General features: G+C 67.5%; 15 protein-coding genes. 9 read left to right on the top strand and 6 right to left on the bottom strand.

The annotated features are described in order from the left end of the window. Positions 1-104: 104 nt before the first annotated feature. Positions 105-497 carry a hypothetical protein gene (locus tag ACIG5A_RS36790; protein ID WP_397248808.1) on the bottom strand — a complete coding sequence of 131 codons (393 nt, stop codon included), beginning with the start codon at positions 495-497 and terminating at the stop codon, positions 105-107. A 242-nt stretch (positions 498-739) separates the two neighbouring features. Between ACIG5A_RS36790 and ACIG5A_RS36795 the strand changes: the two genes are divergently transcribed. Both ACIG5A_RS36795 and ACIG5A_RS36800 read left to right on the top strand, forming a co-directional pair. After that, positions 740-1,933 carry a helix-turn-helix domain-containing protein gene (locus tag ACIG5A_RS36795; protein WP_397248810.1) on the top strand — a complete coding sequence of 398 codons (1,194 nt, stop codon included), beginning with the start codon at positions 740-742 and terminating at the stop codon, positions 1,931-1,933. Positions 1,934-1,966: 33 nt separating this feature from the next. Then, positions 1,967-3,157, top strand: a complete 1,191-nt coding sequence (locus tag ACIG5A_RS36800; RefSeq protein WP_397248812.1) for a cytochrome P450 — start codon at positions 1,967-1,969, stop codon at positions 3,155-3,157. A 40-nt stretch (positions 3,158-3,197) separates the two neighbouring features. Here ACIG5A_RS36800 and ACIG5A_RS36805 read toward each other — a convergent pair whose 3' ends face one another. Next, positions 3,198-4,670, bottom strand: a complete 1,473-nt coding sequence (locus ACIG5A_RS36805) for a serine hydrolase domain-containing protein (protein WP_397248814.1) — start codon at positions 4,668-4,670, stop codon at positions 3,198-3,200. A 105-nt stretch (positions 4,671-4,775) separates the two neighbouring features. On the opposite strand from ACIG5A_RS36805, the gene ACIG5A_RS36810 reads away from it, so the two are divergent. Together ACIG5A_RS36810 and ACIG5A_RS36815 are read left to right on the top strand one after the other, a co-directional pair. Continuing rightward, positions 4,776-5,759: an adenosine deaminase gene (locus ACIG5A_RS36810; protein ID WP_397248816.1), complete on the top strand. Its 984-nt coding sequence runs from the start codon at positions 4,776-4,778 to the stop codon at positions 5,757-5,759. 100 nt (positions 5,760-5,859) lie between these two features. Continuing rightward, entirely contained in the window at positions 5,860-6,651 is a 792-nt protein-coding gene (locus ACIG5A_RS36815) for an SAM-dependent methyltransferase (RefSeq protein ID WP_397248818.1), read from the top strand. Between the two features lie 11 nt (positions 6,652-6,662). Here ACIG5A_RS36815 and ACIG5A_RS36820 read toward each other — a convergent pair whose 3' ends face one another. Continuing rightward, positions 6,663-7,685 (bottom strand): alpha/beta hydrolase, encoded by a 1,023-nt coding sequence (locus ACIG5A_RS36820; RefSeq protein WP_397248820.1) that lies wholly within the window; start codon positions 7,683-7,685, stop codon positions 6,663-6,665. Between the two features lie 287 nt (positions 7,686-7,972). Here ACIG5A_RS36820 and ACIG5A_RS36825 point away from each other — a divergent pair, with 287 nt between their 5' ends. Further along, entirely contained in the window at positions 7,973-9,577 is a 1,605-nt protein-coding gene (locus tag ACIG5A_RS36825) for a serine/threonine-protein kinase (protein ID WP_397248822.1), read from the top strand. A gap of 12 nt (positions 9,578-9,589) precedes the next feature. Here ACIG5A_RS36825 and ACIG5A_RS36830 read toward each other — a convergent pair whose 3' ends face one another. After that, positions 9,590-10,003: a DUF5997 family protein gene (locus ACIG5A_RS36830; RefSeq protein ID WP_397248824.1), complete on the bottom strand. Its 414-nt coding sequence runs from the start codon at positions 10,001-10,003 to the stop codon at positions 9,590-9,592. Positions 10,004-10,074: 71 nt separating this feature from the next. Here ACIG5A_RS36830 and ACIG5A_RS36835 point away from each other — a divergent pair, with 71 nt between their 5' ends. From ACIG5A_RS36835 to ACIG5A_RS36845, 3 genes are all read left to right on the top strand, one after another. Beyond that, a complete protein-coding gene (locus ACIG5A_RS36835; RefSeq protein ID WP_397248826.1) occupies positions 10,075-11,019 on the top strand; it encodes a LysR family transcriptional regulator in 945 nt (314 codons plus the stop codon). A gap of 183 nt (positions 11,020-11,202) precedes the next feature. After that, a complete protein-coding gene (locus ACIG5A_RS36840; RefSeq protein ID WP_397248828.1) occupies positions 11,203-11,742 on the top strand; it encodes an RNA polymerase sigma factor in 540 nt (179 codons plus the stop codon). After that, positions 11,742-11,999: a hypothetical protein gene (locus ACIG5A_RS36845; RefSeq protein WP_397248830.1), complete on the top strand. Its 258-nt coding sequence runs from the start codon at positions 11,742-11,744 to the stop codon at positions 11,997-11,999. Before ACIG5A_RS36840 ends, ACIG5A_RS36845 begins: the two co-directional genes overlap by 1 nt. A 62-nt stretch (positions 12,000-12,061) precedes the next feature. On the opposite strand, the gene ACIG5A_RS36850 is transcribed toward ACIG5A_RS36845, so the two are convergent. Together ACIG5A_RS36850 and ACIG5A_RS36855 are read right to left on the bottom strand one after the other, a co-directional pair. Further along, the gene (locus ACIG5A_RS36850) at positions 12,062-12,376 is read right to left on the bottom strand and encodes a hypothetical protein (protein WP_397248832.1); all 315 of its coding nucleotides are present in this window, start codon (positions 12,374-12,376) and stop codon (positions 12,062-12,064) included. 131 nt (positions 12,377-12,507) lie between these two features. Beyond that, the gene (locus ACIG5A_RS36855) at positions 12,508-12,777 is read right to left on the bottom strand and encodes a DUF2631 domain-containing protein (RefSeq protein WP_397248834.1); all 270 of its coding nucleotides are present in this window, start codon (positions 12,775-12,777) and stop codon (positions 12,508-12,510) included. A gap of 95 nt (positions 12,778-12,872) precedes the next feature. Here ACIG5A_RS36855 and dxr point away from each other — a divergent pair, with 95 nt between their 5' ends. After that, positions 12,873-14,012 carry a 1-deoxy-D-xylulose-5-phosphate reductoisomerase gene (gene dxr, locus ACIG5A_RS36860; protein ID WP_397248836.1) on the top strand — a complete coding sequence of 380 codons (1,140 nt, stop codon included), beginning with the start codon at positions 12,873-12,875 and terminating at the stop codon, positions 14,010-14,012. Positions 14,013-14,121: the final 109 nt, after the last annotated feature.

Below are 14,121 nucleotides of genomic sequence, written 5' to 3' on the forward strand. Positions count from 1 at the left end.
CGTGCCGTTTTTACCGCCAGCTATACATCCAGCCTACCTACCGGACGGCGACGGCTCGACGAATCCGACCGGTTGGCCACGGCCGGTTGGCAATTCGCGGTCTGTTACGTGAGGTACCTCCGCCATAGACGCTCGAGCAATCCTTCGCTGCCGACCTGCGTCTCCGGCTCATCCTGATTCAGGAGAATCGGGTGATGCCTGGCGCGCCGATCGCGGGCCAGCCAGCCGGCCAGCACGCATGCCGCCGCCAATACCGACACGGTCGTGATGTTCATCGTCGCGGCGCAGGCGATGAAGGCGGCCAGCGCCGTGATGACGGTGGCGACGGTCGACATCACCTGCACCATGTGCACGGCGAACGGCGCGTGGCCGGGTCCGCCCTGGTGATGCACCGGCGGCCTGAGGTCATGTGCCGGATTCGTGAAGTGACGCACCGGGTTCGAGAAGTGATGCACCGGGTTCGCCGGGGCTCTGATGATGATTCCGATTTTCTTCATGTCCACAGCGTGCGACCGGTCCGGCCGTCACGGCCAGGGCGAGCCGTCGGCTTGCACGTACCGCGCGCAGAACTGGTCATATTGCGATCGCAACCGAGCGATCCGGGACTATTGTTGAAACTCGAACATAGCTCATAGCTTCGGAACTCGGATCTGGACATGTGGTGAACAGCCAGCACAGCATCGCATGCGCACGTCGCGTCGGGCGCGAAGTGGAGGCCGCCGGGGGAGCGAAATGGGAGATGGTTCAAACGATTCGGGCGCACTGCGGTGTCTCGCTGCTGCGCGCTCATCGGGTCGCCCACGGATACACCCTCGTCGAGGTCGCGCAACGACTGCGGCAGTTGCTGCCCGCGGGTGAGACCTCCAATCGTGGACTGTCCCATCAGAGTGTGTCCCGCTGGGAGACCGGCCTGGACATGCCGTCGTATCAGTCACTCGACGCGCTGTGCCGGCTGTATCGCACCAGGCCGGATCGACTCGGCTTCGGAAACGACTACACCCCGGACGAATCCGCCTTCCCGGATGACTCGCCACTGGTCGCCGCCACGCCACCTGGCGGCCGCGGCGGCTGGAAAACCGTGCACGCCTTGGAAGAAGGCCTCGAACTCAGCGGCTATCTCGTCTACGTCCTGCCACCCTCGGAATACATTCCGGCGCGCATGCGCGATCTGGCCGCGATCCAGCAGTTGACGCTGGCCGACCAGTCCGCCGAGTTGCGCAGGCGGCTGATGCGGCTCGAGGCCATCCTGGCCGGGCTGATCGCGTTCCGGCTCAACGATGTCGCCGGGATGCAGGACACGTTCATGTGGTTCTACAAGGCGCGTCGAGCGGCACGCCAAGCAGGGGATACCGCTTTGGAAGCGTGGCTGGGCGGACATATGGCGCACGGCCACGAGTGCTACCGCCACGCGCTCGACCAGGGGCTGGCCGCCGCGCGGTCGGCACAGGCGGCCAGTGGCCGTGCCCCGACGTCGGGGTGTGTCTTCGGGCTGCTGGCCGAGGCGGACATCCACGCCAGGATCGGGCATCGCCGCGAGGCCATCGATGCGATCACCGGCGCCGAGCGGATGTTCGCGGCCCTGCCGTCCACCGCGACGACCGACGACAACCTCGGCACCTCGGAATACATCCTGCGCTGGCATCAATCACACGCGCTGACCGCCATCGGCGATCGGCGTTCCGGTGAGGAGATCCGTCAGCGCGTGCTCGAACTGCCCATGGCCGCAAAGGATCACGTCGGCCGCTCGCTCCTCGATCTCGACTTGGCCGCTCTGCTGGAACGCCAGGGCGAACTCGACCAGGCCTGTGAACTGATCCGCCGCGTCTGGCACACCCTCCCCGCCGAACTCCGCGCCGGTCAGGTTCAGCGCTATGTCTCCCAACTCGTCACCGCCCTGCCACCGCACATGCGAGACACCATCTTTCAGCGCTGACCTCCGGTGCGCGGGGTTACGGTGGAGAGCAGCGTGCCGATCGGGGAGGCCACCATGGAATCGCAGTACAGCCCGTACGATTTCGCCGTCCATCAGGATCCGTATCCGTTCTATGCGCGCTTGCGCGACAAGGCGCCGGTATTCCGCAACGAGACCGACGATTTCTGGGCATTGTCGCGCTATGCGGATGTGCGTGCGGCGCTGCGGGATTCGGTGCGATTCTCCAGCGCGAACGGATTCCGGATGGAACCCGCGTTCTGGGGCCCGCAGGCCGAGCGATTCTTCTCCTTCGTGGCCATGGATCCGCCCAAGCACACCAGGTTGCGCGGATTGGTCGCGAAAGCCTTCACCGCGCACCGGGTACAGGACATGGAACCGCGATTGCGGGCGATCGCGCGGAGGATGATCGAACCGCTGATCGAGGCCGGAAGTTTCGACCTGATGGTCGATTTCGCCGGGGCGTATCCGATGGAGGTGATCGCGGAGCTGGTCGGCGTGCCGACGGCCGACCGCGACATGATTCGCGGGCTCGGCCGCGACATCATGTACGTCGACGAGGAATCCACCGATCTGCGGCCGGAGGCGGTGCAGGCGATCGGTGCGCTGATCGGCTACTACACCGAATTGACCATCGAGCGAAGCAAGCAGCGGCGCGACGATCTGCTGTCGGCGCTGCTCGATGCGGCGGAGGCGGACGACCGGCTCACCACGGAAGAGATCGTCGGCGTGCTCATCGTGCTGGTCGGCGCGGGCGTCGAGGCGCCGATGCTGACCCTGGGCAATATCTGGCACGCGGGCTGGCAGCACCGTGCACAGCGACCTGTGGAGCGCCTCGACGACTGGATCGCCGAGACCATGCGCTGGGAACCCTCGACGCAGACGCTACTGCGTTCCACCACCGCGGATCTCGAACTGCACGGCGTGAAAATCCCGGCGGGAGAACGCATCCTGCTCCTTACCGGCTCCGCCAACCGTGACCCCGACATCTTCCCCGCCCCCGACACCTTCGACCTCGACCGCGACACCAGCCAGTCCCTGATCTTCGGCACCGGCCGCCACCACTGCCTGGGCGCCACCCTCGGTCACCTCGAACTACGTATCGCCCTCACCGAACTCCTCGCCCCCCTCGCCACCTACGACATCGACCCCAACGGAACCCGCCGAATCCACTCCTCCAACAACCGAGGCTTCGCCACCCTCCCCACCCACGTGAGAACCCGCTGAGCGCCAGACGGCTGTCGCTCGTCCTGCGTGGGGTTGTAGGTCAGCGGTGCAGGCGCGCGAGCCGGATGCCGCGGGTCGCCAGCACGGTCGTACCGGAGAGCGCGGCGACCAACAGCCAGATGACCAGGGCGGGCCACACATACGTGACCTGGGTGAAGGTGCCCGATCGGCCCGCGAAGACGAGTCCGGCCAGGTGTGGCAGCAGCACGAGGATCGGTATCGGTGCCAGATAAGGTAATTGGCGTAGCGCGATGAGCCGGTAGCGCCTGCCGTATCGACGATCGGCCCATCGGCGTGAGCGCACCAGCGCGAGCACGCCGACTCCGAGCGTGCCGAGGGTGGCCACCGCCAGCGCCCAATCGGCGTAAACACCTATCGGGTACCGGATCTGGGGTGTCGCGCCCTCGCTCAAGGCGACCAGCCCGCGGCCGATGACCGCCGGATCGTCCTCGAGGGCGAGCCCGGTATTCGCGATCACCGCTATGCCATATCCGGACTCGGGCAGCAGTGTCTGTTCGGCGGTGTAGGTGAACCAGTCGCCCTTGTGCGAGATCCGCACCGGACCGCCGCCGGTTTGTTCACGGCGCCAGCCCATTCCGTAGTCATCGGGCTCGGCGGGAGTGTGCATCAGGGCGACCGCCTCGGCGGAGACGATCCGCCGGCCTTCCGGTGTCGCACCGCCGTTGTTCTGTACGACAAGCCATTTGGCCAGATCCGCGGCCGTGCTCAGGACGCCGTGACTGCCGCCGACGAACCACTCCGGCTCATCGGCGGGAATCGCGATGCCATACGCCCGGATGTAGCCGTGCGCCACGTCCTTCGCATCGCGCGCCGCGTCGACGGTCGTGCTGTCGTTCATGCCGAGCGGCGAAAAGACGTGTTCGCGGAGGTAATCGGCGTACGCCGCACCGCTGACCACCTCGATGAGGCGGGCCGCGACCTGATAGTTCGGGTTGTGATAGTGGAATTCCGTGCCTGGTTCGTCGGCCAGCTCGGCCGAACGCAGCCGTTGCACGGCCTCGGTCAGCGAATGCGCTTGCGGCCGCCGCAGGTCGGGGAATGCGGTGTCGGACATTCCGGAGGTCTGATTCAGCAACTGGCGGACGGTGATTCGCTCGCCGCGCGGATCGGCCGTCGAGAAGTCCGTCAGGTATCGGCGCACCGGCGCGTCCAGGTCCACCCGGCCCGCGTCGACGAGTTGGAGCACGGCCAGCGCCGTCATGGATTTGCTGAGTGAGGCGATGGGCATCCTGGTCGTCGCGGTGACCGCCGCCCCGGTGGAGTCGTGACCGTACCCGGCGATATGGATCACCTCGGTCCCGCGGGTGATCGCGACCGCGGCGCCGGGCAGCCCGGTCCGCGATAGATAGTCGGCCATGAAACGGTCCACCGCCGCCGGATCGATGCCCCGCGGGTCAGGCGCGGCGCCCGCGGGCACCGCGACGGCGAGCAACGCGACTGCCAGCGCGCTGAGCAGGGCCGCCGCCGTGCTCCGTCGTCGAGGGGTGATCATCGAGCTCCTCGCATTCCACGCTCGTATAGGAGACCGACGGTAATCGCCCGCCCGCCGCCGAGACCGCCTCGGGGTCCGTCGCCGGCGCACCGATAGGATCCCCGGGTGCCCGTACCGAAAGCCGAACTGCATATCCACATCGAAGGAACGCTGGAACCGGAGCTGGCATTCGCGCTGGCCGCGCGCAATGGCGCGGAACTGCCGTTCGATTCGGTCGCGCAGTTACGCGACGCCTACCGCTTCGAGGATCTGCAATCCTTCCTCGACCTGTACTACCGGCTCACGGATGTGCTGCGGACCGAGCAGGATTTCGCCGAACTGGCCGAGGCGTATCTGGCCCGGGCCGGCGCCGAAGGGGTCAGGCATGCCGAGATCTTCTTCGATCCGCAGGCGCACACCGGGCGCGGCGTGCCGTTCTCGACGGTGATCGAAGGCCTGTCCAAAGGGTTGCACGACAGTGCGCAGCGCTACGGCATCTCGACCGGGCTGATCCTGTGCTTCCTGCGTGATCAGTCCGCCGAATCCGCGATGGAGACCTTGCGGGCGGCCGAACCGTATCTGGACCGGATCATCGCGGTCGGACTCGATTCGGCGGAGGTCGGACATCCGCCCGCCAAATTCGCGGCGGTCTACCAGCGGGCACGCGAGCTGGGTTTACGCGCGGTGGCGCACGCGGGCGAGGAGGGCCCGCCGCACTACGTGGCCGAGGCGCTCGACGTGCTCCGCGTCGAGCGCATCGATCACGGTATCCGGGTGCTGGAGGATCCGGCGCTGGTCGAGCGCCTGGTGCGGGAACGGATCCCGCTGACCGTGTGCCCGTTCTCCAATGTCCGTCTGCGCGTGGTCGATCAGTTGGCGGACCACCCGCTGCGCCGCATGCTCGAGCTCGGCCTGGTCGCGACGGTGAACTCCGATGACCCGGCCTACTTCGGCGGCTACGTCCACGAGAACTTCGACGGCGTCCGCGACGCACTCGGCCTGAGCGCCGATCAGCTGCGCACCCTGGCCCGCAACTCCTTCGAGGCCGCCTTCCTCGACGCACCCACCCGCACTCGATATCTCGAAGAGCTCGCCGCCTACCAGTTCTGAGCACGGCCTGTCGGCGAGAATCCGCGGACAGGGGTGGTGGGTTCGGGCAAGAATGGGCTCGCGCCCCGGCCAGGGGCGAAGGGTCGGCGGAGGAGGCGGGGTGTCGGACCGTAGGCGCGCGCCGCTCGGGGTTGATCCCTATAAGCCGAATTCGGCCCGGGTGTACAACTACATGCTGGGGGGCAAGGACAACTACGAAGCGGATCAGTTGCTGGCGCAGCGGATGCTGTCGGTCGCGCCGGACACCAGGGAGTTGGCTCTGATGAGTCGGCGATTCCTGATACGGGCGGTGCGGATGGTCGCCGAAGCCGGTGTGTGCCAGTTCGTCGATATCGGTGCGGGCATACCGACCGCGCCGTCGGTGCACGAGGCAGCCCAGCAGGTGGATGCGTCGGCACGGGTGGTCTATCTCGACTACGACTCGGTTGTCTACTTGCACAGCACCGCACTGTTATCGGGGGTGGCCGGTGTGACGCCGATGCTCGCCGACGTTCGCTGCCCCGAGGACGTCATCGGCCGACTGCGTGCCGACGCCCTGATCGATTTCACTCGGCCGGTCGCCATACTGCTGGTCGGGGTCATGCATTTCGTGCTGGATGACGAGCATCCGGACGAGATAATCGCCCGGTACCGCGAGGAGATGGCGCCGGGCAGCTATCTGGTTCTCACCCACGCATCCGACAAGTCCGACCGCAATTTCATCAAGCAGACCCAATCGGCTGCCGAGGGTACCCCGGTCCAGTCCGTTTACCGCTCCGCGGACGAAATAGCAAGATACTCAGCGGGATTCGAATCCCTGGCACCGGGTCTCGCGCCGATTCAGCAATGGCTCGACGACGGTTCGCCCGCCACCAGGGTGGAGATTCTCGGCTGCGTGCTCCGCAAGTCCTGAACCGCCGTTCCCTATCCGCTGATGGACTTCATCCAGTCGATGACGGCCCGCTGATAGTCGGCCGTGTTGCGGGCGAGATTGAGCGAATGTCCGCTGTCGGGAAGAACATACGTGCGCAACCGGGCGGCCGGACTGAAGAAGGGCGCCTCGGCGGCCTGCAGTGTGGCGGTATCGCGGCAGATCGCGTAGGCGATGCCGCAGGACAGACGGTCCAGACTGCCGTTGGTCACCATGACGGGGACGTCGACGCGGCTGGACATTCCGGGGAGGGTGTAGGCGAGGCCGTCGGGATACTCGGTGAGCGAGAAGGTTTCCTTGGTCTCCTCGTCGATCGTGAGTACCTGCGGGTCGACGTTGTCGGGCACGAAGAAGTGGTGCAGGCGGGTGCCGGGCCGGGACACGACGTAGCCCGGATCCAAACCCCGCCCGGCGAACAGGGGATCCTCGATCGCCGGGTAGTAGGTGCTGATCACACCGAGCGCCTCGGCCGCGTTCACCGCGTGTGAGTAGCCGGTGAGCAGGATCCCGTCGACATCGCGGTACCAGATCCCCTCCATGAGGGAGGTGCCCGAGCTCAGGGAGTGACCACCGGTGACGATCTTGGCGAACGGTTGTGCGCCCGGGATACCGTGGCGCAGTGTCTGCACGATGTCGTGGAGGGCATTCGCGGTGGTGCCCGCGGTGAGCGACAGGCTCGGTGGCCTACTGCTCGCGCCGTTGCCGAGCCGATCGGCGACCAGCGTCGCGTAGCCTGCGGCGTTCATCGCCCGCCGGAAGTTGTAAGTCTCTGGGGCATAAGGGAAGTCCCAGTAGGTGTGGTTGTAGTTGGAGCCCGCCATCAGCACCATGACGGTGTCGGTCGATCCGCCGGGCGGCAGGCACAGCGTCCCGGCCACGGTTCCCGCCGCTACCGGGAAGGTGACCTCCTGGCAGCGATCCGGCGACGATGCCGGATCGGCATGGACGACACCCGGGGTGAGGCAGACCAGCGCCACCGCGGCGGATACAGCAATGGATCGTATTGAGGTTCGCACGCGACGCGCTTCCTTTGCTGATGGGCGAGGATCGCCTATGGGACATCCGCTTTCAGCTATCAGTGACGCAGGCTATAGCCCGAGGTGGGCGAATGCAAGGGACGTCGCCGAATCCAATTGAGCGGCAATGCGATACCACGTCGGACCTCGGCTTCCGAATTGCTGGCATTTAAAATTGCGTATGGTTTCGGCCGCTTTCGGACGTGCGCAACACAACCCCGGCGACCGGCCGGTACTGCGGTAGGCTCGCCGCCGAACGAGCGGGATGTTGTGGGGGAGGAGAATTCATGCTCGAAGCAGGGGACATCTTCGCGGACTACGTCATCGAGCGGCTGCTCGGGCAGGGTGCGATGGGGGCGGTGTATCTGGCCCGCCATCCTCGGCTACCCAGGCTCATCGCGCTGAAGCTGTTGAATCAGGATCTGTTCGCCGACAAGGAGATTCGCGCCAGGTTCGAACGAGAGGCCGATCTGGTCGCCCAGCTCGATCATCCGAATATCGTCACCGTCTACGACCGGGGGATCGAGCACGAGCAACTGTGGATCTCCATGCAGTTCATCGACGGCATCGACGCGGCGTCGGTGGACCCGAAGACCCTGCCGCCGCAGCGGGCGGTGCAGATCGTCGCGGAGACGGCGGCGGCCCTGGACTACGCGCACACCATGGGGGTGCTGCATCGTGATGTGAAGCCTGCCAACATCCTGCTCGCCCGCTCGACCGGGCTGGAGCGGGTGCTGCTCACCGATTTCGGCATCGCGCGCCCCCGCGAGGACACCACCCATCTGACCTTGACCGGAAACTTCACCGCCACACTGGCTTACGCGGCGCCCGAGCAGCTCACCGGTGCGCACCTCGACCCGCGGACCGATCAATACGCGCTGGCATGCAGCCTGTTCTGGTTGCTCTGCGGCAGTGCGCCGTTCGAGGCGCCGCAGTCGGTCGTGGTGGTCGAGGGGCACCTACGCAGGCCGCCACCGCCGGTGAGCGTCAAGCGGGCCGGTCTGCCGTCCGCCGTCGACGCGGTGCTGACCCGCGCGCTGGCGAAGCGTCCGCAGGATCGGTTCGAGACGTGCGTGGCGTTCGCGGCCGCCGCGCAGCGCGCGCTCACCGAGCGGCCCACCCCGCCACCACCGCCCGCGCCGCCACCGCGACCCGCGCCGGCATATCCGAGCCCGCTGCACCAATTCCCCGGTCCCGCACCGATTCCCGGTCCTTACCGTCCCGTTCCCCCGCCGCCCGATCCGCGTGTGCGGCACCGCGGCCATCCGCCGGGACCGCCCCCGCGCCGTCGGCGATCCAATACGGCGATCGTGCTCACCACGGTGTTCGGGGTGATACTCACGCTGCTGCTCGCCGGCGGCATCTGGGTGTGGCAGGACGATTCCACTTTCATCGCCGAGGCATTCGGCAGGACCAAGGGACAGAAGGATCTCGACGCCATGAGCGCGGCCTTCCCGAAGATGCTGCCGGGCGGCCGCGACGACGGGCCGGGGCACGGCGGCACCAGATGTAGCGGCAAGTACCGCTTCTTCGACACCAAGTTCGAAGAGCAGGCGTTCAAACCGTGGCGCGCGCAATGGCAGTGCCTGGGAGGCACCGTCGCCGCCTACCGGATCTCGTCGTTCGAATCCTCGTCCGCCGCGCGCAAGGTGGTCGATTCACTGAAGGCGACCGACAGACTGCTGAGCTCCGAGCACATCGGTACCCGCACCGACTACCGCTTCTCGCTGTCGGACAAGGATTCGGCCAGCCTCGGCGAGATCACCGCGATCGTGTCGATCTTCGAAGGCGACCGGGGCCGCTTCGTCATGCTGGTCGAGGGCATGACCCGCCGCCCGCCGATCGAGAAGCTCCAGGACTGGATGCGCACGGCCCCGATCGAAACCCGCTAGGTCCGCCCGCCGCTATCCTCGATGCTTGGCAGGCCGGTTGGTCGCCGCCCTGCGGTCGGCCTCTTTGGTCTTGATCCGCTCGTTCTCCCGCAGCACCGCCGCGTAGTTCTCGCGCTCGCGGATCAGCCACTGCGGCGGATCGGCAAGCAGCGCGGCGATCTCGTCGGCGGTGAGCGCATCGGACACCTCGGCCCGCGCCAGCCCCGTATTGGACACCCCGAGCTTGCGCGCCACGATGTCGCGGGGGAACGGGCCGGTGCGGCGCAGCTCGGTCAGCCAGGCCGGCGGATCGGTCCGCAGCTTGTCCAGCTCGGTGCGCGAGATCGGCGTGTTCCGGAACTCCTCGGGGGCAGCGGGAAGGTAGATGCCGAGCTTGTTCGCTGCGGTCAACGGCTTCATCATCTGCGGTTTCTGGTCCGGGCTCACCCGCATAGCTTAATGGGCGCCGAGCGCCTGGCCGACCAAGGGCGAGCCTGCCGTGCAATACGCTTGCTGGAATGAGCCGGTTCGAGTCGATCGATGTCACGCGCCTTCGCTGGTTTGTCGCTGTGGCCGAGGAGTTGCACTTCGCGCGCGCGGCCAAATCGCTCGGCGTCTCGCGGCAGAAGCTCAGCCACACGGTCATCGACCTGGAGACCGAACTCGGCACGAAGCTCTTCGTGCCCGGCGCGCAGCCGACCGAACTGACCGAGGACGGGCGGGAGCTGCTCGCCGAGGCGGCGGGCATCATCGCAGGCGCCGAGGCGGTATCGGCGGAGCCGGAGCCGTCCGCGGCGGCGCTGCGGGTCGGTTTCGTGCCCGGCGTCACCGTGTCCAAGTGGACCAGGATCTGGGCCGAGCGGTTTCCCGATATCCCGTTGGCGGCGATCCCGACCCCGATGGCCGATCAGCTCGCCGCGCTGCGCGAGGGCCGCGTCGACATGTGTTTCGTGCGCCTGCCCATCGACAGGGACGGCCTGAGCGCGATTCCGCTCTATCGCGAACTCCCCGTCGTCGTGGTGTCCAAGGACCATCCGATCTCGGTGTTCACCGAGGTGACCATGGCGGATCTGGCCGAGGAGCGCCAGCAGGACGCCGCCGATATCGATGCCGTCGCAGGCGCCATCGAACTGGTCGCCGCGGGCGTCGGTGTGGCCATCGTGCCGCATTCGATCGCGCGACTGCACGCGCGCCGCGATGTCGTCTACCGGACCGTCACCGATATCGCGGACACCGAGATCGCCCTGGCCTGGCCGAGCGCCGCCACCACCGACCTGGTCGAGGAATTCGTCGGCGTCGTCCGAGGCCGGTCCGAACGCAGTTCGCGCACGCCGACCAGCGAGCAGCGCAAGAACGAGCAACGCAAGAAGCCCGAGCCGCGCAAGCAGACCGAGCCGCGCAAGAAGCCCGCCAAGGGCCGTCCGGCCACCGCGAAGAAGCCCGCGAAGCGCCGCGGCCGCTGATCATGTCCGGCGAATTCCGGAGCGGATGAATCCTTTTGCGGGGTGCGTGCCTCTCATAGTCGTGCCGGCACTACGGTCGGCACGGATCGGGAGGTTCGAACGTGATCATTGCCGGAATCGTTGTCGTCGCACTGCTGATTTGCGCGTGCAGTGTGACGCTGCTGCGCAAGCGGAAGCGTTCCCGTGGCTGACCTGCGCTGGCCCGACGAGGCGCTGGTCGGCGCGGCACAAGCGGGCGATCTCGCCTCGCTCACCGCGCTGGTGTCCGGCTCGCACCCGCATGTGCGCCGGTTCGCCTACTCGCTGTGCGCCACACCGGAAGACGCCGAGGACGCCGCACAGGAGGCGCTGATCATCCTGTACCGCAAGATCGGCACGCTGCGCGCGTCGAGTGCGTTGGCGTCGTGGATGTTTCGCATCGTCCGCAACGAATGCCTGCGGCAGTTGCGGGCGATGCGCGCCGAGCCGATCGCCGACGCGGCGGTGGTCTCGGCCGAGGAGCAGGCCATTCGGCGGCTCGAGGCCGAGCGGGTCGCCGCGGCGATCGCGGCACTGCCCGACGGCTATCGCCAGGTACTGATCATGCGGGATGTGCAGGGCTACAGCGGCCGGATGGTCGCCGACCTGCTCGGCATCAGTACCGCGGCGATGAAGTCACGGCTGTCCCGTGCCAGGGCGGCCGTGCACGAGACATTGCACATTCCGGACCTAGGACATCAGTGATGAGTGAGACCACCTTCGCCAGCAGCTCGGTGCCGCGCCATATGGCCCGCGGCGCACTGGGATTCGGCGCGCTCGCCGCCGCGTTCGCCTTACTGCCCGTATTCGGAGCGGTCAGCCTGCTGCTCGCTCCGATCGGGCTGGTCGCCTTGCGCGGCTGCCCGATGTGCTGGGCGATCGGACTGCTGGAGACGATCTCGCGGGGCCGCTTGCAGCGCACCTGCACCGACGGGGTCTGTGAGTTGTCGCGCGCCGCGTGACCCGAAAACGACGAAGGGCTCTGCCACCGGAGTGGGAGAGCCCTTCGTCGTTCAGTGGCTACTCAGCGCGCGCAGACGTTGTTGAACGCGTCGATCGCCGGCTCCAGGTCGGTGACGGCGTCGTCGACGATGGCCTGGACGAACGCGTTGATCGCGTCCTTGTCCCCGCCGCTGGCGTTGATCGCGAGCAGCTTGGTGGCCAGTGCCTTCTGTGCGTCGCCGTCGAGCTCGCGGTTCGGCGCGGCGTCGAGCGCGCTGTTGATCACGTCGACGGCCGCGCTGCACGCGGCGGACTGCGCATGGGCCGGGCTCGCCGGCAGCATCAGCAGCGAGCCGGCGACGGCGGCCAGCAGCGTCGCGGACAGGGTCTTGGTCATGGTGTGCCCCTCATCAGGTGTTGCGAGATCGGCGCGACGGCGCCGGATTCACGAACGCAGCGGCCGACCGATGGTCGACCGCTGCGTTGGCGAAAATTGTTCGGCCGGGCCCGTTTCCGGGTGGCCGAATACTAGCGCGGCTTGCGGCGCAGGATGGAGTCGCGGATCAGGATGCCCGCGAGCAGTACGGCGAAGCCGATCAGGTAGATGTCCTCCACCTTGCCCTTGTGGTTGCCGATGACCATCGCGACCAGGATCAGCGCGACGATCCAGCCCGCGATGCGGAAGGTCTTGCGGGACTCGCCGCTCCAGCCCCATGCGGCGGAAGGAACCTCGGCGGTATCCACGTGCGAGACGACCGCGCGCTCTTTGTCGGCGGGTTCGATTTCCGTGGCGGCCACGATCGCTCCTTAGCTTGTGGTGGGGTACCTCTCGCTATCGTGGCATACGACCGCCCGTCGTAGCCAGCAGGGCCACCCTCAGCGACAATGGGCGCGTGTCCGACATCGTGAGAGTCCTGCTGCTCGGCAGCACCGGATCCATTGGTACCCAAGCGCTCGAGGTGATCGCCGCCAACCCCGACCGGTTCGAGGTGGTCGGGCTCGCCGCGCGTGGCGGCAACACCGACCTGCTCGCCGCGCAGATGGCGGCGACGGGCACCCGCAACGTCGCGGTCGCCGATCCCGTTGCGGCACAACGGCTCGACCTGACGCTCGGCGGGCCGGGCGCGGTCACCGAGCTGGTGCGCCGCACCGAGGCCGACGTGGTGCTGAACGCGCTGGTCGGCTCGCTCGGGCTGGAGCCGACCCTGGCGACCCTGCAGTCGGGCACCCGGCTCGCGCTCGCCAACAAGGAATCGCTGGTCGCGGGCGGCTCACTGGTGACGCGGGCGGCCGCGCCCGGCCAGATCGTCCCGGTCGATTCGGAGCATTCCGCGCTGGCCCAGTGCCTGCGCGGCGGCCGTGCCGATGAGGTGTCGCGGCTGGTGCTCACCGCATCGGGCGGCCCGTTCCGCGGCTGGACGACGGAGATGCTGGAATCGGTGAATCCGTCCGAGGCCAAAACCCATCCGACCTGGTCGATGGGCCCGATGAACACGCTGAACTCGGCGTCGCTGGTGAACAAGGGCCTCGAGCTGATCGAGACGCATCTGCTGTTCGGCGTGCCGTACGACCGCATCGATGTCACCGTGCATCCGCAGTCGATCGTGCACTCCATGGTGACCTTCACCGATGGCTCGACGCTGGCCCAGGCCAGCCCGCCGGATATGAAGCTGCCGATCGCGCTCGCCCTCGGCTGGCCGGACCGGGTGGCGGGCGCCGCCGCGGCCTGCGATTTCGGGACGGCCGCCACCTGGGAGTTCGAACCGGTCGACAACGAGGTCTTCCCGGCCGTCGAACTGGCCAGGCAGGCGGGCGAGGCGGGCGGCAGCGTCACCGCGGTCTACAACGCGGCCAACGAGATCGCCGTCCAGGCCTTCCTGGACGGCGCCATTCGATTCCCCGATATCGTGCGCACCGTGGCGAGCGCGGTCGAGGCAGCGGACCAGTGGCGGGCCGAGCCGTCAACCCTGGCGGACGTGCTCGCCGCGGACTCGTGGGCGCGTGAATTCGCCAGGGTGCGCGTCTCGGGGTGATCGATTCGATACGACGCGCTGGGCGACGGTCGACTGGCAGACTGAAGGCACAGGGTTTGTGGTTGTCCGGTTACTGTGGTCGAGGTGCTCGCGGCCGGATCGGACGCGT

Origin of the sequence: Nocardia sp. NPDC052566 (genome assembly GCF_044547285.1) — a bacterium.
Lineage (GTDB): Bacteria > Actinomycetota > Actinomycetes > Mycobacteriales > Mycobacteriaceae > Nocardia.